Source organism: Halomonas sp. THAF12 (assembly GCF_009363675.1).
GTDB lineage: Bacteria > Pseudomonadota > Gammaproteobacteria > Pseudomonadales > Halomonadaceae > Halomonas > Halomonas smyrnensis.
On record NZ_CP045399.1, the window covers coordinates 593,189 to 614,526 of the forward strand.

Sequence of the window (21,338 nt, forward strand, 5' to 3'; positions counted from 1 at the left end):
GTTTCGCCCGCCTCGCAGGCCTAGCGATAGGTGGCGTCGAAGCGCTGGCGCAGCTCGTTCTTCTGCACCTTGCCCATGGTGTTGCGCGGCAGGGAGTCGATGAAGAACACCCGCTTGGGCTGCTTGTACTTGGCCAGCCGGCCCTGCAGGTGGGCGATCACCTGGGCCTCGTCGAGCTGGGCGCCGGGCTGGCAGACCACCGTCGCGGTGACGCCCTCGCCGAAGTCCGGGTGGGGTAGGCCGATCACGGCGGATTCCAGCACCTCGTCCATCTCGTCGATGACCTGCTCCACCTCCTTGGGATAGACGTTGTAGCCGCCGGAGATCACCAGGTCCTTGTCGCGGCCGACGATCTGCACGTAGCCGCGCTCGTCGCGGGTGACCAGGTCGCCGGTGATGAAGAAGCCGTCCTCGAGCAGCTCTTCCTTGGTCTTCTCGGGCTTGCGCCAGTAGCCGACGAAGACGTTGGGGCCGCGCACCTGAAGCAAGCCGATCTCGCCGTCGGGGACTTCCTTGCCGGTGTCGCGGTCGACGATGCGGATCTCCACCCCGGGCAGCGGCATGCCCACGGTGCCGGCGCGGCGGTCGCCGTCGTAGGGGTTGGAGAGGTTCATGTTGGTCTCGGTCATGCCGTAGCGCTCGAGGATGGCGTGGCCGGTCTTCTCGGCGAACAGCTCGTGGGTCTCGGCGGTCAGCGGCGCCGAGCCGGAGACGAACAGGCGCATGTTGGCGGTGACCTCGGGGGTGAGGCGATCGTCGGCCACCAGCCGGGTGTAGAAGGTCGGCACGCCCATCATCACCGTGCCGCGGGGCAGCTCCTCGAAGATCACGTCGGCGTCGAACTTCGGCAGGAACAGCAGGCTGGAGCCGGCCATCAGGGTGACGTTGCAGGCCACGAACAGGCCGTGGGTGTGGAAGATCGGCAGCGCGTGGATCAGCCGGTCCTCGGGGGTGAAGCGCCAGGCCTCGACCAGCGCCGCGGCGTTGGAGCCGAGGTTGCGGTGGGTGAGCATCGCGCCCTTGGAGCGGCCGGTGGTGCCGGAGGTGTAGAGGATCGCCGCCAGGTCGTCGTCGCCGCGGGGCACGGCGTCGTCGAAGGGCGTGGCGGCCGCGGCGCGTTCCATCAGCGAGCCGTCGGCGGCGGTGCCGAGGGTCTCGACCGCCGGGCAGCCGGTCTCGGCGGCCAGCGCGCGGGCTTCCTCGAGCACCGCCGGGCGACACACGAACAGCGCCGGTTCGGCGTCGCTCAGGAAGTAGCGGATCTCGTCGCCGGTGTAGCCGGTGTTGAGCGGCAGGTAGACCGCCCCGGCGCGCAGCGTGGCGAGGTAGAGCAGGATCGCCTCGGGGCTCTTGTCGACCTGCACCGCGACCCGGTCGCCGGGCGAGACGCCGAGCGCGACCAGGGCGCCGGCCAGCCGGGCGCTCTCGGCCAGGGCATCGGCGTGGGAGTAGCGGCGGCCGTCGCGGGTGGTGATGAAGTCGGCGTCGCCACGGGCCTGCATGCGGGCTGCGAAGGTCTTGAACAGGTTGTTGTTATCGGTCATCTGGCGGTGTCTCCCTTGCCTTGCGCCTTGCGGGCCTTGCGCACGAGGTCCTTGACCTCGCCGGAACGGGCCACGGTGGCGTTGGCGGTGTAGTTCTCGTGATTGCGCTCGATGTCGTTGAGCACGTAGAGGTAGTTGACCATCAGCCCGGCGGCCTGCTCGAGGCCCTTGGCCGAGGTATCGCCGAGCCAGTTGATGCGGTGAAGCTCGGCGCCGTTGCCCAGGTGGAAGCGTGCCACCGGGTTGAGCGGCAGGCCCCTGGGGTTCTTCTCCTCGGCCAGGTAGCGGGCGGCCAGCGGTCGCACGATGGTCTTGAGCGCCTCGGCGCGCTCGGTGTCCTGATGCCAGCCGGGAGACTCGAGCTCGGCCAGCGCCTCGCGGGTGGATTCCGGCAGGGTGGTGTCGCCCTGGCGCTCGGCCAGCCACTGGGCGAAGCCCGGCACCGGCGAGAGCGTGACGAAGTGCTTGAGCTGCGGCAGTTCCTGCTTGAGCTCCTGTACCACCTGCTTGATCAGGAAGTTGCCGAACGAGATGCCGCGCAGCCCCACCTGGCAATTGCTGATGCCGAAGAAGGCGGCGCTGTCGGCGTCCTCGGGTTCCTCCACGTGCCCCGGTGCAGTGGGATCGCCGGCCAGGATCGGCTGGATGCGGTCCGGAAGCCCCTTGCACAGCGCCACCTCGACGAAGATCAGCGGCTCGTCGCCGGTGGCCGGGTGGAAGAAGGCAAAGCAGCGGCGGTCGCGGGCGTCGAGCCGGCGGCGCAGGTCGTTCCAGTCCTGGATCTCGTGCACCGCCTCGTAGCGGATGATCTTCTCCAGGATCGAGGCCGGGGTGTTCCAGTCGATGCGCTTGAGCATCAGGAAGCCGCGGTTGAACCAGGAGCCGAACAGGTGGGCGAAGTCGGCGTCGATGGCCGCGAGCTCCGGGTTCTCGCGTCGCAGGGCCAGCAGCTGCTCGCGCATGCGCACCAGCTGATAGGTGCCCTCGGGGGCCAGGTTGAGGCGCCGGAACAGCTCCTGGCGCTTCGGCTCGCAGGCCTCGAACAGCGCCTCCAGCGAGGCGTTGTCACGGGTCTCGCGATAGGCGGCGTAGGTGGTGTCGATGCGCTCGGGGTCGGCGGCGAACTCCTCGGCCAGGCGCATGAAGAAGTGCCTGCGCGGGTCGGCGTCGAGCCGCGCGTACATGGCCAGGGCGCGGCTGGCCAGGGCGATGCTCGAGGCCTCGCCGTCGCTTTCGAGCAGGGCGCGACAGGCCTCGACCAGCGCGTCGTGGGTGGGGGCATCGTCGCCGTCCGAGCGCCGCCAGCGCAGGGCGTCGCGCTGGGTGATGTTGTTGAGCAGTTCCTGAAGGAAGGTCATGTTCATGGCGTCGTCTCCTTCAGCCCATGATCAGGTCGGGGAGCCACAGGGCGATGCCCGGGAACAGGCACAGCAGCACGATCGCCAGCACCATGCACAGGGCGTAGGGCAGGCTGCCGGTCAGGATGCTGCGCAGCGAGATGTCCGGCGCGATGCCCTTGATGATGAACAGATTCAGTCCCACCGGCGGGGTGATCAGGCCGATCTCCAGGTTGATGGTCAGCACCACCGCGAACCAGTAGGGGTCGAAGTCGGCGGCCAGGATGATCGGCAGCAGGATCGGTGCGGTCATCACGATCACCGCCACCGGCGGCAGGAAGAAGCCGGCCACCAGCAGGAAGACGTTGATGACGCCCATCAGCACCCAGCGGTTGACCTCCAGGTCGGCGATGGCGCCGGCCACGGTCTGGGTGATGAACAGCGACGACAGGGCGTAGGCGAAGACCTCGGCGCAGGCGATGACCAGCATGATCATCACGCTCTCGCGCAGCGAGTCGCGCATGATCAGCTTGATCGGCCCGGCCTGCCACATGCGGTAGATCAGGATCGCCAGCGCCAGGCACAGGAAGGCGCCGACGCCGGCCGCCTCGGAGGGCGTGGCCACGCCGCCGTAGAGCGCGAACAGGATGCCCGCCACCACGGCGAGGAAGGGCAGCACCCGCACCACCGCCTTGAGGTTGGAGTCGACGTTGGCCTTGACCGTCTCCTTGAGCCGGCCGGCGGCCTCGGCCGCGGGGTTCTGATAACCGCCGGCCAGCTTGCAGGCGATGATCGTCCAGATCATGAACAGCCCGGCGAGCATGAAGCCCGGCACCACGCCGGCGATGAACAGGCGGCCGATGGAGGTCTCGCTGGCGATGCCGTAGATGATCATGGTCACCGAGGGCGGAATCAGGATGCCCAGGGTTCCGCCGGCGGCGATGCAGCCGGCGGCCACGCCGTCCGGATAGCCGCGGGTGCGCATCTCGGGGATGCCCATCTTGCCGATCGCCGCGCAGGTGGCCGGCGACGAGCCGGAGAGGGCGGCGAAGATCGAGCAGGCGCCGATGTTGGAGACGGCGAGCCCGGCCGGCAGGCGACCCATCCACAGGTCCAGCGAGCGGTAGAGGTCGCGGCCGGTGGGCGAGGAGGCCACGGCGGCGCCCATCAGGATGAACATCGGGATGGCGACGAAGCCGAACTCGGCGATGCGCTCGAAGAAGGTCTCGCCGAAGTAGGTGAGCTCCGGCATGCCGCGGTCGTAGAGCAGCGCCATCAGCGAGACGCCGCCCAGGGCGAAGGCGATGGGGGTGCCGATGGCCATCAGTACGATGAGGCCGACGGCGACGATGATGCCCAGCGTGATCGGATCCATGTCAGTTCTCCTCGCCGCGCAGCAGTTCCGCGACGTACTGCAGCGTCAGCAGGGTGGCGCCGAGGGCCACCGGCAGCAGGGCCGGCCACAGCGGCGGGTTCCACACCGTGCCGGTGGTCCACTGGCCGTGCCAGGCCTCGGCGACGTAGACCCAGCTGCCGTAGGCCAGCGCGGCGCAGAAGACCAGGCCGACCAGCGAGCCGAGCAGCAGCATGAGTTTTCGGCCCAGGCCGCCGACCAGGTCGGGCAGCAGGGTGATGGCGACGTGGCCGCCGGTCATCAGCACGTAGGCGCTGCCCATCAGCATGGCGCCGGTGACCGAGAAGATGGTGAATTCGGTCTGCCAGCTGGTGCTCATGCCCAGCGCGTAGCGCACGAAGACCATGTGGCAGATGGCGCCGACGCCGGCCAGGAACAGCGCGCAGGCGACGTAAGCGGCGCCGCGGGAGACGCCATCCATCAGGCGGATGTAGCCGCCGACCAGCGGCAGGCGTCGGGCAAGGGGTGAGGTATTGGCCATGGCCATGTCGTCCTCCCGGAGTCAGAGACACCGGCCCAGGGGCCGGTGTCGTGGGGGCGGAAACCCGGTTACTCGACGGCCAGGGCGGCGTCGATCAGGGCCTGTCCGTTGGGGACGTTCTCGGCGAAGTTCTTGTAGGAGGTCTGCTTGGCGATCTCCAGCCAGGCGTCGTAGTCCTCCTGGCTCATGGTCACCACCTCGACGCCGTTCTCCTCGTAGGCGTCGACCATCGCCTGGTCGAGGCCGGCGGCCTCCTCGGCGAAGAAGTCCTCGGCGGCCTGGCCGGCGGCGGTCAGCGCCTGCTGCTGTTCCTCGCTGAGGCCCTGCCAGCTGCGCTCGGAGATCAGGATCGGCTCGTACATGAACCACAGGGCGTGCTCGCCCGGCGCGGTCATGCAGCTCACCTGCTCGTAGATGCGGTAGGAGACGAAGGACATCGAGGAGGTGTTGGCGGCGTCCAGCACCCCGGTCTGCAGGGCGGTGTAGATCTCGGACGACGGCATGGAGGAGATCGAGGCGCCGGCGCCAGCCAGCATTTCCTCGAAGGCCGGGCCGGCGGCGCGGAAGGTCTGGCCCTCGACGGTGTCCGGCGAGGTGATGCACTGTTGGCTGGAGGCGAAGCCGCCGGCCAGCCAGGCATCGGCCAGCACCCGGGCGCCGCCTTCCTGGATGACGTCCTTGATCATGCCCATGAACTCGGAGTCGTTGAGGCGGCGGGCGTGCTCGTGGTTGCGCACCACGCCGGGCATCAGGGTGGCGGAGAATTCCGGGTGGCGGCCGCTGGCGTAGTCGAGCGGCAGGGCGGTGATGTCCAGGCGTCCGCGGGACAGCGCGGCCCACTGCTCGCGAGCCTTGAACAGCGACTGGCCGGGATAGACCTCGATCTCCAGGCCGACGTCGGCCTCGGCGACCTTGTCGGCCATCAGCTGGACCATCTCGTCGCGCACGTCGCCCTGGCCACCGGGGAACTGGTGGGAGGCGCGCAGCACGGTATCGGCCGAAGCGGCGGTGCCGGCGAGAGAGGCGGCGAGGGCGGTGCCCGCGACGATGGGGAGCATTGAGCGTTTCATGGCGTCTCCAGATTGGCGTTGTTGTTATGGGCCGTTTGTTGAGAGCAACTTCTCTTTACAGCAACAGCGCGAGAGCGGCTGTTGTACGAAGCTTTCTTGTGTGAAGTGTCTATCAGCGGTGCTGATATATATTTCAATAGGCGAAGTGAAATACTACTGTCAAACCGGGCGGCTTAGACAAAGGCATCAGCTGCGATGCAGCAAAAGCGCCGAAAGGCGCTCGTGGCGGGCGGTCGAGCGGGACGAAAGAAAATCGGGGGAAATCGTCGCGACGCTCGCCCAAGGCGGGGCATCGCGACGGTAGAACGATCCGGGTGCCCGGCTTGGTTCAGAGAAGCCTGGTTCAGAGACACTCGGTTCAGAGGCACTCAGTTTAGAGAGAAAGGAATCTCGCCGGCCTCGTGCGCCAGCAGCCACTGCTTGCGGCCGATGCCGCCTGCGTAGCCGGTGAGCCGGCCATCGCTGCCGATCACCCGGTGGCAGGGCACCACGATGGCCAGCGGGTTCTTGCCGTTGGCCGCGCCCACCGCGCGCTGCCCGCCCTTGCAGCCGAGCTGCTCGGCGATCTCGGCGTAGCAGCGGGTCTCGCCGAAGGGGATGGTGGCGAGCGCCTGCCATACGCGGCGCTGGAAGTCGGTGCCCTCCGGCGCCAGCGGCAGGTCGAAGGCCTGGCGGAGGCCGTCGAAGTATTCTGCCAGCTGGGCGCGGGCCCGCTCGGTGTGGGCGTTGGGCCGTGCCGGCTCGTCCTCTTCCATGACGAAGGCGATCTCGGTCAGCCCGGCGTCGGAGGCGCCGAGGCGGATCAGGCCGAGGGCCTCGGTCTCCGGCGGGCGGAAGTAGTCCAGGGCATCGTCGGTCATCGGCTTGGCTCCTTGTTGTATGAACCTCAGGGGGTGGAAGACCAGAGCTGCAGGGTCAGGTAGCTGCGCCAGGGCGCTCCCCGGGCCGGCTCGGCGCCCGCCAGGCGGGGCAGGGCGCGGCGCACGCCGGCATCGCCGTCCAGCCAGATATCGGGGGCGCCGGTGCCGCGCAGCGCCGCGTAGTTCGCCGTCCAGGGCCCGATGCCTTTCAGCGTCGTCCAGGCCTGCGGATCGTCGTCGGCGTCGCCTTCAGCGTACCAGCTCGCGAAGCGCCTGAGCGTCGCCTTGCGGGCGCCGGGCATGCGCAGTTCGTCGAGTTCGCTGTCGGCGATGGCCTCGGGCACGGGGAAGTGATGGCCGTGCTCGGTCGGCTCGCCCCGCGCCTCCACCAGTCGCGTGACCAGGCCGCGGGCGGCGTCGGTGGAGACCTGCTGGCCGAGGATGGCGCGGATGCCAGCCTCGAAGGGCGACCAGATGCCGGGGAGCCGCAGCCCCTCGACCAGTGCAAGGCCGGGGAAGGCGCCGGCCAGATGGGTCTCGATGGTGGTGGTGTCGGCGTCCAGATCCAGCACCCGGCGGATGCGCCGCACCACCGGCGACAGTGCGCGCAGGTCGTCGAGCACGAGGCGGACCCGGAAGGCGTGGCGCTGCGGAACGTGTTCGGCGGTGAACGAGCCGCGCGCGCCGCCCCAGCGGATATGCCGGCCGTAATATGCCTCGCCGACCCACTCCAGGCCGGCAATGGCACGGCCGGCGTGGAAGTCGCGCAGCGCCGGCCAGGCATAGGGCGGGCGATAGGCCAGCCACAGCGTCAGCGGCTCGCCGTTCTGGCCGCCGTTGGCGCTATCGGCGGCGCTTCGGCGCAGTTCCCGCGGTGCCAGGCCGAGGCGGGTCACGAAGGCATCGTTGAAGCGTCGCAGGCTGCGAAAGCCGCTGGCGTAGGCGATGTCGGTGATCGGCAGCGTGGTCTGGTGCAGCAGCTGCTTGGCGAACAGGCACTGGCGATACTGGGCGTAGGCCTTGGGCGAGACGCCGAGTCCGTCGTGGAACAGCCGCCTCAGGTGACGCTCGCCGACCCCGAGCCGCTGGCACAGGTCGCCCAGCGAGCCGTCGCTCAGGGCGCCGTCGTCGATCAGCCGCAGCGCTCGCTCGAGCGTGGTGCGGGTGCCGCGCCAGGCGGGGGAGTCGGGGGCGCTGTCCGGCCGGCAGCGCAGGCAGGGACGGAAGCCGGCCTCGGCGGCGGCCAGGGGCGTATCGAAGTAGCGCACCCGGGTGTCTTTCGACGGGATGGCCGGGCAGATCGGTCGGCAGTAGATGCCGGTACTGGTCACGCCGACCACGAAGCGGCCGTCGAAGCGCGCATCCCGGGCCAGGCGCGCCTGGCGGCACTGAGCGGCATCCAGCATGGCGGCGTTCCTCGGTCTCGGTTCCTGTTCGCAGTGTAACGCGCCGGCGCGGCGAGACTCGCCGGAAACGGACGTCAAGCCGGACGCTTCGTGCAGGTCACGCGGCGTCTTTGCCTGATTGTGCGTCGAGTGCGCGTCGATACCGTTAGCGCAGCCGCGCCCGGTGGCCTTCCATCGGGCGCTGGCCGAGGGCCTCGGCCTCCGGCGGGCGGCCCAGTCTAGCCTCCCGTGTCGTTGGATTGAACGAAAAGGACCCCGCCGGCAGTGGCCGGCGGGGTCCTTGGCAGGGCGGCGATCAGGGGATCGCCAACCTCCGCGTCAGACGAGCTCGCGCTGCTCGCGCCTGGCGTCGCGGCGGTCGCGCAGCACCGCGCGGCAGATCAGTACCAGCACGCCCAGGGTCAGGGCGGGCCATACGAGCACATAGAAGCCATAGAGCAAGTTCATGGCGGTTCTCCTCGTGGCGGCGCCGGCACCCGGCGCCGTGGTGGATGGGCCCCGGCTCAGCGCTGGCCGGCCAGGGGGGTGGCGTCCTTGGGCGGAGTCGGCTGACGGCGCGATGCCTCCGCGGGCGCGCCCTGGATATGGTCATAGTCGCCGACCCGTTCGCCGATGGTGGCGAAGTCGAAGCGTTCCTGACGGCTCGCGAGGCTCATCACCACGCACACCAGGGTGCTGGTGCCGTAGGCGGTCAGCGAGGCCAGCAGCACGGTGTATTCGCGCAGGAAGCCGGTGGCGAAGACCAGCATGGCCGCGAGTGCCAGGATGCCGGCGAGGAAGCCCATCGTGCGGCCCAGGAAGCCGAACACCATCAGGCCGATGATCACGCCGCCGCCGATGCTCGCCAGCAGTTCGAAGAGCAGGCCGGTGGCGCCCGCCAGCGGCAGCCACTCGAAGCGCGCCAGGCAGAACATCACCATGGCCACCAGCACCGAGGTGGTGAAGGCCGCGTTGGTGATGCGGTCCCAGAAGCAGCTGGCGATCACCGGGAAGACGATGGCGCCCCACAGCGCGCCGACGAACACCAGCATCACCAGGATATCCAGCGAGAAGCTGGCGAAGACGATGCCCGCCGCGGTGGCGATGATCATGGTCAGGCGGCCCACCAGCAGCATGCGCTGGGGGTCGGCCTTGCCGCGGGCCAGGTTCTTGCCGTAGACGTCGGCCATCATGATCGCCGACAGCGCCGAGAGGTCGGAGTCGGCGGTGGAGGAGAGCGAGCCGATCACCAGGATGAAGAACAGCGCGATGAACACCGGCGGCAGGTAGCTCGACACCATCTGCGGGATCAGGTTGTTCATGTCGCCATTGAGCGGCTCGATGCCCAGCGTCAGGGCCATCAGGCCGATCATGCCGAGGCCGATGACGATGGCGCCATAGCCGACGGTGGCGGTGAGGAAGGTCGGCTTGATGTGCTCCTCGTTCACCGCGAACAGGCGCTGGGAGATGGTCTGGTTGCCGATGGCGTAGGCCAGCACGGCGACGAAGAAGGGCGCGCCCTGGTTGAGGATGGCGTCCATCGAGAAGAAGTCGGCCTGCTCAGCGGTCAGGTTGTCGAGGCCGGCGACCAGCTCGCCGGGACCGCCCATGGCGAAGAACACCGCGGGGATGATCACCACGGCGATGGCCATCAGGGCCACCAGCTGGGCGAAGTCGGTCAGCACCGAGGCGCGGAAGCCGGACCACAGGGTGTAGAGCAGCACGCCGACGCCGGCGATGATGACCCCGGCCTGGAAGGAGAGCGGCGAGAGCACCGAGACCAGGGCGCCGGCGGCGGTGAAGTTGACCATCAGGCTGATCACGCTGCCCAGCACGTTGGAGAGCGCCAGGATCAGCTGGCTGGAGCTGCCGTGGCGGGCGTGGATCAGCTCGCCCAGGGTGTGGGCATTGGGGGCGAGCTTGCGAAAGCGCCGGCCGAACGGGTAGATGAAGAGGATCATCAGCGCGCCCCAGAGCCCGTAGTGGATGGGGCCGGAGACGCCGTAGGTGTAGCCGGAGGTGGCGGCGGCGTAGAAGGAGGCGGCCCAGATCCAGGTGGCGGTCATGCTGGCCGCGCCGATGCCGAAGCCGATGCGGTGGTTGGAGACCATGAAGGCGTCGGCGTCTTCCTTCTTCTTGCGGATGCCGAGCGTGAGCAGGTAGGTGCCGCCGTAGAAGGCGAGCATCAACAGGAGGATGGTCGGGGTCGAGAATTGATGAAGCGATGCGCTGTTCAAAAGCAATCCCTCGGTGAGTGGAAGGGGCGCGTCACGAAACGGCCACGCAGGGGTGCCGGCCGGACGCGATGGTCGGTTGGGTCGTGTTGATCGCGCACGCGAAGACGTCATCGGGGCGTGAGCCGATGAGGCGACGATGGAATGACGCTCGGCCGCTCGAGGCGGCGCCGCGTGGCGTTACCCGGGGAAGGGAGAGGCTGGGGGCGGGCGGCGCGGCATGCAGCGGCCCTGTTCACTGTAGTGGGGCGACATGGATTCCTTCTCTATCGATGACGTCGACGACGGACAGTCGAAAGCGGGGTGATCCAGTCTGCGGTGAAGCGAGACCAGTCGGTCACGAAGGGTGACCACCTCGGGCGCGGTGTCGATGTTCCCGGCCGAGGCGCCATTACCCTACTGACTCGACGGCAAGATGTCCAATCGTCACCCAGATGGCGGGCAACGGACGCCAGTGTCTCGAAAATTGAGAAGAAACGTCTGGGACGAGGGGGCAACAGCGACGGCCTCGGAGAGGGCGCCGAGGATCGGGCGGGCGTCGCCCGTCCTCGCCTAGAATGATCGCAGGCCTTTCCCCTGTCCCTGCGGAGACCCGACATGAGCGTCAGCCTGGACCGCGTTCGCGAGCTCGATCGCCACGATCCCCTGGCGGGCTTCAAGCCCCTGTTTGCCCTGCCCGACGGGGTGATCTACCTCGACGGCAACTCCCTCGGTGCCCAGCCGACGGCCGCCCGGGAGGCCGTCGCCGCGACCCTGAATCAGTGGCGCGACGAGCTGATCGGCGGCTGGAACCGGGGCTGGTTCGACGCCCCGGAGCGCCTCGGCAACCGGCTGGCGCCGGTGATCGGCGCCCGCGACGGCGAGGTGGCGGTCACCGACAACATCACCCTCAACCTGTTCAAGCTGCTGGGCTATATCCTCGAGCGGCGCGGCGATGGCAACCGTGGCGCGGTGCTCAGCGAGGGCGGCAACTTCCCCACCGACGGCTACATCGCCCAGGGCTTCTGTCGGCTCGGCGGCGTCGAGCATCGCGTGCTGCCCGAGGGCGCCGAGCTCGCCGAGCACCTGGACGGCGTGGCCGTGGTGGTGCTCAGCCAGGTCAACTATCGCACCGGCCGGCTGCGCGACATGGCGGCCACCACGCGGCGGGTGCACGAGGCCGGCGGCGAGGTGATCTGGGACCTGGCCCACTCGGCCGGCGCGCTGCCGGTGGACCTCGGCGGCAGCGGCGCCCGCTACGCGGTGGGCTGCACCTACAAGTACCTCAACGGCGGCCCCGGCGCGCCGGGCTTCCTCTACGTGCACCGCGACCACCAGGACGGCGGCTGGCAGCCGCTCTCGGGCTGGCACGGCCATGCCGCGCCCTTCGCCTTCGACGCCGACTATGCCCCGGCCGGCGACATCACCCGCTTTCGCACCGGCACCCACTCCGCGCTGGCCTACAGCGCCCTGGAGGCGTCGCTTTCGATGTGGGGCGATGTCGACATGGCGGCGCTGCGGGAGAAGAGCCTGGCGCTGGGCAGGCTGTTCCGCGACGGCCTGGCCGACCTGTTCGAGGCGCACGGCATCGAGGACATCACCCCGCCGGCGGGCGAGCGCGGCAGCCAGGTGTCGCTGGTGGATGCCGACAACGGCTACGCCATCGTCCAGGCGCTGATCGGTCGCGGGGTGATCGGCGACTACCGCGAGCCGGGGCTGATGCGCTTCGGCTTCGCGCCGCTCTACCTGAGCTTCGAGGACGTCTGGCAGGCGGCGCGGCACTTCCGCGAGGTGGTTGAGGGCGGCGAGTACCGCGAGCCTCGCTTCCACGTGCGCGGAGCGGTGACCTGATGGCCGGTCGCGACGCGCAGGCGGCGCGGGATCATGCCTATTCGCCGAGTCGCTTCGCCCGCGACGTCGAGGCGACGCTGGCGCGCCAGGCGCACGCCGGCCGCGCGCTGGCGGCCCGCCATCGGCCGCTCGAACTGGTCGACGACGACGATGCCGAGGCGCGGCTGGACCTGTTCATTCCCGAGGGCGCGCCCGGGAGCATGTCGGCGAGGGAGGCTCCCTGGCCGCTGATGGCCTTTATCCACGGCGGCTACTGGCAGGAGCTCGATCACACCGCCAGCGACTTCCTCGCCGAGCACTATCTGGCCCGGGGCATGGCCTTCGCCTCGCTGGGCTACGGGCTGGCGCCGGGGACCGCAATCGAGGCCATGATCGCCCAGTGCGCCCGCGGCCTCGCCATGGCGCGGCAGGCGCTGGAAGCACGCGGCGGCGCCGGGCGGGTGATCCTCGGCGGCCACAGCGCCGGCGCCCAGCTGGCGTGTCGGGTGGCCGCCGAGGCGAAGGGAGAGGTCGACGAGCTGCTGCTGGTCAGCGGCGTCTATGACCTCACGCCGCTGGTGGATACCTACATCAACGCGCCGCTGGGCCTCGATCGGGCGCGGGCCCGGGCGCTGAGCCCGCGCTTCGGCGAGCTCGCCGCGCTGCCGCCGAGCCGGGTGGTGATCGCCGAGCGCGATCCGCCGGCGTTTCGCTCCCAGGGCCGCGACTTCGCGGTCGCGCTCGAGGCCGCCGGTGGCGTGGTCGAGCTGACCGACCTGGCCGGCTGCGATCACTTCGACGTGCTCGATCATCTGTAATCCTTGCCGTCGACGCCGGGGCTTGCTTGACTGAACGCTGCGCCCGCCGGCGTTCGTCGCACCGCCCATGTCGGAAAAGGAAGCTCCATGACGCCACCGCTGACCCGCCACAATCGCCCTCGCCAGGTGCTCGATGCCATCGCCGCCGCCAACGCCTCGCTTGCCGATGACGACCGCGAGGCCAAGTACGCCAAGCTGGCCGAGTCGCCGTATCGCTTCTTCCGCGGCACCAACCACCTGTACTGGGGCGACGTCTGGCACGACTGGCGCTTCGCCCTCTACGGCGGCCTGCCGGAGACCCAGACCTGGCTGCAGGGCGATGCCCACGTCTACAACTTCGGCGCTTACGGCCATCACGACGATGCCGTGCGCTACGGCATGGACGACTTCGACGACGCCATGGTCGGCGACTACCAGTACGACCTGTGGCGGCTGGCGATCAGCCTGGTGCTGGACGCGCGGGAGAACGCCGGGCTCTCGCGCAAGGGCATCGACAAGTCGCTCGAGACGCTCATCGAGGCCTACCTGGACGAGCTCGACGACCACGCCGAGGGCGAGGTGCCGGGGGCGGTGACCCTGGACACCGCCAAGGGGCCGCTGGAGCCCTTCCTGGAGAAGGTGGCGCGCAAGGAGAGCCGGGCCAAGATGCTCGACAAGTGGACCGTGCTCGGCAAGGACGGCCGGCGCTTCGCCGTCGACGAGCGCCCGGAGAAGCTGGCCCGGCTGCCGGCCCACCTGGGCAGCCAGCTGCGCAAGGCCGTGGAGGAGGAGTACCGCGAGACGCTGCGCGGCGCCCGCGCCGAGGCCGAGGAGGATCACTTCCGGGTCAAGGACATGGCGCGGCGCCTCGACGCCGGCACCGGCTCGCTGGGGCTCGAGCGCTACTACGTGCTGATCGAGGGTGGGCGCGACCACGTTCACGACGACGTGATCCTCGACGTGAAGCAGCAGACGGCGCCCGAGGGCTGGCGGATGATGAACGCCGCCGAGAAGCGCGACTGGCGCCGGGCCTTCGCCCACGAGGGCGCCCGCCACGCCGCCGCCTTCACCGCCATCGCCGAGCACCCGGACATCTACCTGGGCTGGCTGCACCTGGGCGACACGGTGTTCTCGGTGCGCGAGCGCTCGCCGTTCAAGGAGGACTTCCCGACCCACAAGATCGACGGCGACAAGCCCTATCGCAAGCTGGCCAAGCAGTGGGGCCGGATCCTGGCCCGCGAGCACCTGCGCGGCGCCCAGGCGCTGACCCCCGACGATCCCGGCGCCTTCGCCCGGGCGGTGACCGGCCGGGTCGAGGGCGGCCAGGAGCACTTCGTGGACATGATCTCGACGCTGGCTTTCGGCTACGCCGACTGCGTGGCCCGGGATCACGCCACCTTCGTCGATTCTCTGTAAACGGGAACCGATGTGTTCGGCGAGGGGCGCCATGCCCCTCCCCGGGCGCTACCGACGCCTTCCCTGGCGCAGGACCCCCTCTTCGCCCCGTCCCCGGCGTGTTCCACGTTCAGCGCCGTTCTGAATCGCGCCGATACGCCTTGGGTGCAGCCCCCCGGTCGCTGTAGGCTGGGGGCAATTCGCATTCAGGAGGCGCCATGTTTCCCCCCTTCACGCTGCGCTATGCGCGCTTCCCCGACCGGCTGCGGGCGCCCGCCCGGCCGGCGCCCGTCGAGCGCCCCGAGCTGGTGGCCTTCAACCGGCCGCTGGCCGAGTCGCTGGGCTTCGATCTGGACGCCTTCGACCCCGAACGGGCCGCCGAGCTGTTGTCCGGCAACGCCCTGCCCGAGGGCGCCGAGCCGGTGGCGCTGGCCTACGCCGGCCACCAGTTCGGCAATTTCGTGCCCCAGCTCGGCGACGGCCGGGCGGTGCTGCTGGGCGAGGTGACCGACCGCGCCGGCCGGGTGCGTGACCTCCAGCTCAAGGGCAGCGGGCGCACGCCGTTCTCCCGCGGCGGCGACGGCCGCGCGCCGCTGGGCCCGGTGCTGCGCGAGTACCTGGTCAGCGAGGCCATGCATGCCCTGGGCGTGCCGACCACCCGGGCGCTGGCCGCGGTGACCACCGGCGAGACGGTCTATCGTCACGTGCCGGAGCCCGGCGCGGTGCTGACCCGCGTCGCCGCCAGCCACCTGCGGGTGGGCACCTTCCAGTACTTCGCCGCCCGCGACGATCAGGAGGCCGTGCGGCTGCTGGCCGACGAGGCGATCGAGCGCCACTATCCCCATCTCGCCGACCGGGACGAGGGCGAGCGCTATCTGGGCCTGCTCGAGGCGACGGTGGAGCGCCAGGCCGAGCTGGTCGCCCGCTGGATGGGGGTCGGCTTCATCCATGGGGTGATGAACACCGACAACGCGGCGATCTCCGGCGAGACCATCGACTATGGCCCCTGCGCCTTCATGGACGCCTACGACCCGCGCACCGTGTTCAGCTCCATCGACGAGCGCGGCCGCTACGCCTTCGTCAACCAGCCACCGATCGCCCAGTGGAACCTGGCGCGCTTCGCCGAGACGCTGCTGGCGCTGATCGACGAGGATCGCGAGCGGGCCATCGAGCGCGCCACCGCGGTGCTGAAGGCCTTCGAGGATCGCTTCGAGGCCAGCCGGATGCGGGTGATGCGGGCCAAGCTGGGCCTCGTGACGGAGGAGGAGGGCGACGCCGCCCTGGTCGAGGACTGGCTCGCGACGATGCAGGCCGCCCGCGCCGACTTCACCCTGAGCTTCCGCCGCCTGGCCGATGCCCTGGAAGGCCCCGAGGGCGAGGCGCGCCTGGCGGCCGAGCTGTTCGGCGACCGTGAGGCGCCGGAGGCGTGGCTGTCACGCTGGCGCGAGCGGCTGTCCCGCGAGGACGCCGATGCCGCCGAGCTGGCGCGGCGCCTGCGCGGCGTGAATCCGGCGGTGATCCCGCGCAACCATCGCGTGGCGGAGGCCATCGCGGCGGCCGAGAACGACGACTTCGGCCCCTTCGAGGCGCTGCTGGCGGCGATCACCCGGCCCTTCGAGGCGCCGACCGGCGAGGTCGACTACACCCGCCCGCCGCAGGACGACGAGAGGGTGCTGCGGACCTTCTGCGGCACCTGACGCAAGCGCATCGTCACCGCGACAGGGGCCCACGCCTCGCCCGGCGCGTCTGTCACCAGAAGGCCGGGTCGTTGAACGCCTCGACACAGCGGGCCCTGCCCCTCAGCGGCGTCATCTCGGCCTCGGTGAGGGGTTGTGCGAGCCAGCCCTCGGGGTATTGCAGCGCGAACGGCGCCGGGATGATGGTCGTGGTGACCGGCGCAAAGCCGACACGCGAGTAGTAGTTCGGGTCACCATAGGTCACGACGATGTCGATGCCTGCCTCACGCAGCGCCTGCAGGGCATGGGTCAGCAGCTGCCGTCCGACCCCCTGGCCTTGCCACTCGGTCGCCACCGCCACCGGGCCGAGCACCCGCACGCGCCGGTCATCCTGGTCGTAGGTCAGCCTCGAGAAGATCGCCGCGCCGATGACCGCACCATCGGACTCGGCGGTGAAGACATGCCGATCCGGCGCGGGTGTGCGAGACAGCAGGTTACCCACCAGATCGCCGATCAGCGTGCCTTCCGACGCTCCCTCGGCGGCGGTGAAGGTCGCCGTGAACAGTTCGACGAGCGCCTGATCGCGCCCCTGGGCGCCTTGCGAGAATTCCATGCGGGTTCCTTGGCTGTCGTACGCAGGTTCAGGGTAACGGCCCCTTCAGGCCTTTTCCCCCAGGGCGGCGATGTGGTCCGGCAGGCGATCATGGGAGCCGTACATGAAGTGGTTCTCCATGCGCTCCGCAAACTGGGCGGCTTCCGGTTCGCGTCCCACCGCCATGGCGACCTCACGCACGTGCATCGGCGATGCGCCGCAGCAGACGCCGAGGTAGTTGACCCCCTGGGCATGAACGTCGCGAGCAAAGGCGCCGAGTTCGTAGCGGTTGCAGAACAGCGGGTCCAGAGCGGTCGGGAAGGGGCGCCCATGGGGCGCCGGGCAGCCGCATCCCTGCTGGTCGGAGAGGTTGAAGAAGGTCGGCTCCCGCTCGGTGGTGCGATAGGTGACCGGCAGCGCCGCCACATGGCAGGCCACGGCATCGCGAATCCGCTGGATCCAGGGCCGCATGGTATCCGGGCCTCTGAAGCAGTTCAGGCCGACCACGCTGGCGCCCTTCTGCTCCAGGGCGAGGCAGGTTTCCACGATGCCGGGGCCATCGATCATGCGATCCTCGGCCATCGGCGCCAGGGTGACGACGGCGGGCAGCCCCTTGGCCTTGATCGCCTCCAGGGCCGCCTCGGCTTCTCCGGCATAGTAGAAGGTTTCCGCGATGATGAAGTCGGCGCCTTCCTCGACGGCCCACTGCACCATCTCGTCGAACATGTCGCGCACGCTCTGCTGCGAGGCCGGATCCTCGGGGTCCCAGACGTTGCTGTTGGAGATGTTGCCGGCCATCAGGTTGCCGGCCTTCTCATCGGCCACCTTGCGGGCAATCCTCAACGCGGCCCGATTCAGCGGTTCCAGCAGATCCTCCTTGCCGATGACCTTCATTTTTTCGCGGTGGCCGTTGTAGGTGAAGGCCTGAACCACGTCCGACCCCGCATGCTGGAAGTCCCGGTGCAGCGCTTCCAGCGCGTCCGGGCGCAGCAACGCCACTTCGGGAACGAACTCGCCGGCGGAGAGATAGCCGCGCCGTTCGAGCTCGAACAGGAAGCCCTCGGCACAGATGAGGGGGCCCCGGTCGAGTCGTTGGGTGATCAGGTCGTGTGCCATGGATGCATGCCTCCGCGGTGGCAGGTGTCTGGAGTCAGGCCGCATTCTGGCAGTCGTTCAGGCCCCGTCACCAATGAAGGTTTTCCGGCTTCAAGATGAATCGAATTCATTCAACCTGTTGCTTTCAGCAATTTGATGAATGTTCGCCGGGCGTCCTTGACGCTCGAGGCATCGGCGGGCCTCTATCACCGGCGGCGCCGGCCTCCCGTCCCCGGGTGATATCGCCAAACGGATCACGTCGCCTCTACTGCCGCTAGAGCCAGTAGAGGCACAGCGACAGCGTTACCACCGAGCCCAGCGTCGAGAGCAGCACGGTGCGCGAGACGACCGCCGCCTCGCGCCCGTAGAACTCCGCCAGCATGTAGGGCCCGGTGCCGGTGGGCAGCGCGCTCATCAGCAGCGCCGACTTGGCCCACAGCGGCGGCAGCGCGAAGACGTGGAACGCCAGCACCCAGGTGAGCAGCGGATGCACCAGCAGCTTGAGGCCGACCAGCCCCCAGGCGCCCTCGGCGGAGCCGCTCTGCTTCTGGGCCAGGAACAGGCCCAGCGAGACCAGCGCGCAGGGCGTGGTGGCATCGCCCAGCAGGCGCAGGAAGTCGTCGAAGGGGCCGGCCAGCGACGGGCCGCCGAGCGCCCACAGCGCGCCCAGCAGCGGCGACACCACCAGCGGGTTCCTGGACAGGGCCTTGAACACCTTGCCGAGTGCTCGGGCGAAGGAGGGCTCGTCCTGCAGGCCGACCTCGATGCAGACGACGGCGATGGCGAACAGCACGCAGACCACGATCAGGGTGGCGACCAGCGCCGGTGCCAGGCCCGCCTCGCCCAGTACCAGCAGGCTCAGCGGGATGCCCACGTAGCCGGTGTTGGCGTAGGCGGCGCCGAGGCCGTCGATGCTGGCGTCGACCAGCCGGCGCCGGCCGCGCAGGCGATAGCCCACGGTGACCGCGAACAGCAGCAGCGTCGGCAGGGTCACGGCGGCGATGAAGCCCGGATGCCAGATCTCTTCCCAGCGGGCGCTGGCCGTGGTGCGGAACAGCAGCGCCGGCAGGCACAGCCAGACCACGAAGCGGTTGAGTTCGGCGGCGGCGGTCTCGCCCAGCCGGCCGGTGCGGCGGCACAGGTAGCCCGCCAGGATCAGGCCGAAGATGGGCAGAACGACACCGAGAACGGACGACATGACGGGGCGGCTCCTGGGCGATGACACGATGAAGGGGTCAGCCTAGGCGGATCTGGTACTACCGTCTAATGTCCTTTGGTCCGGTGGTCGAGGCCTCGCCCGCCCGAGGCGGCCCAGGCGCCCGCGGGTGAGGGGCAAGGGGGCGGACCAACGAAGCGCGCCGGCCACGAGGGCCGGCGCGATGTCTTCATGGGCCGCCGCGGGCGCGGCGGCGAGAGGCGATCAGGCCAGATCGAAGCGATCGGCGTTCATTACCTTGGTCCAGGCGGCCACGAAGTCCTCGACGAACTTGGCCTGGCTGTCGTCCTGGGCGTAGACCTCGGCGTAGGCGCGCAGGATGGAGTTGGAGCCGAACACCAGGTCGGTGCGGGTGGCGGTCCACTTCACCTGGTCGGTCTTGCGGTCGCGGATCTCGTAGAGCCCCTTGCCCGCGGGTTTCCAGCTGTAGGCCATGTCGGTCAGGTTGACGAAGAAGTCGTTGGTCAGCTGGCCCACGCGGTCGGTGAACACGCCGTGTTGGGTGCCGCCGTGGTTGGTGCCGAGGACCCGCATGCCGCCGACCAGCACGGTCATTTCCGGTGCGGTGAGGCCCAGCAGCTGGGCGCGGTCGAGCAGCATCTCCTCGGAGGCGACGACATAGTCCTGCTTCTGCCAGTTGCGGAAACCGTCGGCGAGCGGCTCGAGCGCCTCGAAGCTGTCGGCGTCGGTCATCTCGTCGCTGGCATCGCCGCGTCCCGGCGAGAAGGGCACGGAGATCTCGGTGCCGGCGGCCCTGGCGGCCTGTTCCACGCCGACGTTACCGGCCAGCACGATGGTGTCGGCGATCGAGGCACCGGCCTCTTCGGCCAGCGGCTCGAGCACGGACAGCACCTTAGCCAGGCGCTCGGGCTCGTTGCCGGCCCAGTCCTTCTGCGGTGCCAGGCGGATGCGGGCGCCGTTGGCGCCGCCGCGCTTGTCGGAACCGCGGAAGGTGCGGGCGCTGTCCCAGGCGGTGGCGATCAGATCGGCCATCGGCAGGCCTGCGGCCGCGATCTTGGCCTTCAGGTGGCCGATGTCGTACTGGGTCTCGCCGGCCGGCACGGGGTCCTGCCAGATCAGGTCTTCCTGCGGCACGTCCGGGCCCAGATAGCAGGCCTTGGGGCCCATGTCGCGGTGGGTCAGCTTGAACCAGGCGCGGGCGAAGGTCTCGGAGAAGTACTCCGGGTCGGCCATGAACTTCTGACAGATCGCGTTGTAGGCCGGATCCATCTTCATCGCCATGTCGGCGTCGGTCATGATCGGCATGCACTTGATCGACGGGTCTTCCACGTCGGCGGGCATGTGCTCCTCGCGGATGTCGATGGGCATCCACTGCCAGGCGCCGGCCGGCGACTTCTTGAGCTCCCACTCGTAGCCGAAGAGCATCTCGAACCAGCCCATGTCCCACTGGGTCGGGTGGCTGGTCCAGGCGCCCTCGATGCCGGACACCACGGTGTCACGACCGATGCCGCGGCCCTTGGTGTTCATCCAGCCGATGCCCTGGTATTCGACGTCCGCCGCTTCCGGATCCTCGGAGAGGTCGTCCGCGTTGCCGTTGCCGTGGCACTTGCCGATGGTGTGGCCGCCGGCGGTCAGCGCCGCGGTCTCCTCGTCGTTCATCGCCATGCGGGCGAAGGTCTCGCGCACCTGGGCGGCGGTCTTCAGCGGGTCGGGCTGACCGTTGACGCCTTCCGGGTTCACGTAGATCAGGCCCATCTGCACGGCGGCCAGCGGGTTTTCCATGGTCTCTGGCTGGTCGACGTCGTCGTAGCGCTCGTCGGAGGGGGCGAGCCATTCCTTCTCGGCGCCCCAGTAGGTGTCCTTCTCGGGGTGCCAGATGTCCTCGCGACCGAAGGCGAAGCCGAAGGTCTTCAGGCCGGCCTGTTCGTAGGCGATGGTGCCCGACAGGATGATGAGGTCGGCCCAGGAGATCTTGTTGCCGTACTTCTTCTTGATCGGCCACAGCAGGCGGCGGCCCTTGTCGGTGTTGACGTTGTCCGGCCAGGAGTTCAGCGGCGCGAAGCGCTGGTTGCCGGTGCCGCCGCCGCCGCGGCCATCGGCCAGGCGGTAGGAGCCGGCGGCGTGCCAGGCGACGCGGGCGAACATGCCGACGTAGGACCCCCAGTCGCTCGGCCACCAGTCCTGGCTGTCGTTCATCAGCTGGCGCAGGTCGTTCTTCAGCGCCTCGACGTCCAGCTTCTTGAGCTCTTCACGGTAGTCGAAGTCGGCACCCAGCGGGTTGGTCTTGGTATCGTGCTGATGCAGGATGTCGAGATTCAGGGCATTCGGCCACCAATCCATGACCGAGTCGCCGGTCTCGGTCATCCCGCCATGCATGACCGGGCACTTTCCTGCTCCGCCTTGTTGAGTAGCGTCACCCATCTTGCTCTCCTTCGATCGCGTGTTGTGCTGCTCCTGACGAGCAGAGGTCGT

The 21,338-nt window shown here is 69.3% G+C and carries 17 protein-coding genes; 4 read left to right on the forward strand and 13 right to left on the reverse strand.

The window, feature by feature from the left end:
- Positions 1–20: 20 nt before the first annotated feature.
- From FIU88_RS02700 to FIU88_RS02735, 9 genes are all read right to left on the reverse strand, one after another.
- A complete protein-coding gene (locus FIU88_RS02700) occupies positions 21–1,544 on the reverse strand; it encodes a malonyl-CoA synthase (RefSeq protein ID WP_152478087.1) in 1,524 nt (507 codons plus the stop codon).
- On the reverse strand, positions 1,541–2,908 hold the full coding sequence (locus FIU88_RS02705; RefSeq protein WP_152478088.1) for a malonyl-CoA decarboxylase: 1,368 nt from the start codon (positions 2,906–2,908) through the stop codon (positions 1,541–1,543). The genes FIU88_RS02700 and FIU88_RS02705 overlap by 4 nt, the downstream gene beginning before the upstream one ends.
- 13 nt (positions 2,909–2,921) lie before the next feature.
- Entirely contained in the window at positions 2,922–4,256 is a 1,335-nt protein-coding gene (locus FIU88_RS02710) for a TRAP transporter large permease (RefSeq protein WP_152478089.1), read from the reverse strand.
- Position 4,257: 1 nt separating this feature from the next.
- Complete coding sequence (locus tag FIU88_RS02715; RefSeq protein WP_152478090.1) at positions 4,258–4,782, reverse strand: TRAP transporter small permease subunit; 525 nt, start codon at positions 4,780–4,782, stop codon at positions 4,258–4,260.
- A gap of 62 nt (positions 4,783–4,844) precedes the next feature.
- Positions 4,845–5,846, reverse strand: coding sequence for a TRAP transporter substrate-binding protein DctP (gene dctP / locus FIU88_RS02720; protein WP_152478091.1), 1,002 nt, complete (start codon positions 5,844–5,846; stop codon positions 4,845–4,847).
- A gap of 368 nt (positions 5,847–6,214) precedes the next feature.
- On the reverse strand, positions 6,215–6,706 hold the full coding sequence (locus FIU88_RS02725) for a methylated-DNA--[protein]-cysteine S-methyltransferase (protein ID WP_152478092.1): 492 nt from the start codon (positions 6,704–6,706) through the stop codon (positions 6,215–6,217).
- A gap of 26 nt (positions 6,707–6,732) precedes the next feature.
- Entirely contained in the window at positions 6,733–8,112 is a 1,380-nt protein-coding gene (locus FIU88_RS02730; protein ID WP_152478093.1) for a DNA-3-methyladenine glycosylase 2 family protein, read from the reverse strand.
- 318 nt (positions 8,113–8,430) lie between these two features.
- Positions 8,431–8,559 carry a putative transporter small subunit gene (locus FIU88_RS19290; protein WP_016855834.1) on the reverse strand — a complete coding sequence of 43 codons (129 nt, stop codon included), beginning with the start codon at positions 8,557–8,559 and terminating at the stop codon, positions 8,431–8,433.
- A 56-nt stretch (positions 8,560–8,615) separates the two neighbouring features.
- Positions 8,616–10,328, reverse strand: coding sequence for a sodium:solute symporter family protein (locus tag FIU88_RS02735; protein WP_152478094.1), 1,713 nt, complete (start codon positions 10,326–10,328; stop codon positions 8,616–8,618).
- Positions 10,329–10,922: 594 nt separating this feature from the next.
- Here FIU88_RS02735 and kynU point away from each other — a divergent pair.
- The 4 genes from kynU (at position 10,923) to FIU88_RS02755 (ending at position 16,023) form a co-directional block, all read left to right on the forward strand.
- Positions 10,923–12,155, forward strand: coding sequence for a kynureninase (gene kynU, locus FIU88_RS02740; RefSeq protein WP_152478095.1), 1,233 nt, complete (start codon positions 10,923–10,925; stop codon positions 12,153–12,155).
- Entirely contained in the window at positions 12,155–12,952 is a 798-nt protein-coding gene (locus tag FIU88_RS02745) for an alpha/beta hydrolase (RefSeq protein ID WP_152478096.1), read from the forward strand. Before kynU ends, FIU88_RS02745 begins: the two co-directional genes overlap by 1 nt.
- 87 nt (positions 12,953–13,039) lie before the next feature.
- Entirely contained in the window at positions 13,040–14,347 is a 1,308-nt protein-coding gene (locus FIU88_RS02750) for a DUF2252 domain-containing protein (protein WP_152478097.1), read from the forward strand.
- Between the two features lie 197 nt (positions 14,348–14,544).
- The gene (locus tag FIU88_RS02755; RefSeq protein WP_152478098.1) at positions 14,545–16,023 is read left to right on the forward strand and encodes a YdiU family protein; all 1,479 of its coding nucleotides are present in this window, start codon (positions 14,545–14,547) and stop codon (positions 16,021–16,023) included.
- Positions 16,024–16,075: 52 nt separating this feature from the next.
- On the opposite strand, the gene FIU88_RS02760 is transcribed toward FIU88_RS02755, so the two are convergent.
- The 4 genes from FIU88_RS02760 to katG all read right to left on the reverse strand — a co-directional run bounded on the left by FIU88_RS02760 (position 16,076) and on the right by katG (position 21,287).
- Complete coding sequence (locus tag FIU88_RS02760; RefSeq protein ID WP_152478099.1) at positions 16,076–16,615, reverse strand: GNAT family N-acetyltransferase; 540 nt, start codon at positions 16,613–16,615, stop codon at positions 16,076–16,078.
- A 45-nt stretch (positions 16,616–16,660) separates the two neighbouring features.
- Positions 16,661–17,710, reverse strand: a complete 1,050-nt coding sequence (locus FIU88_RS02765; RefSeq protein ID WP_152478100.1) for a homocysteine S-methyltransferase family protein — start codon at positions 17,708–17,710, stop codon at positions 16,661–16,663.
- A 253-nt stretch (positions 17,711–17,963) separates the two neighbouring features.
- Complete coding sequence (locus FIU88_RS02770) at positions 17,964–18,887, reverse strand: AEC family transporter (RefSeq protein WP_152478101.1); 924 nt, start codon at positions 18,885–18,887, stop codon at positions 17,964–17,966.
- A 222-nt stretch (positions 18,888–19,109) separates the two neighbouring features.
- A complete protein-coding gene (katG, locus tag FIU88_RS02775; RefSeq protein WP_172977644.1) occupies positions 19,110–21,287 on the reverse strand; it encodes a catalase/peroxidase HPI in 2,178 nt (725 codons plus the stop codon).
- Between the last annotated feature and the right edge of the window lie 51 nt (positions 21,288–21,338).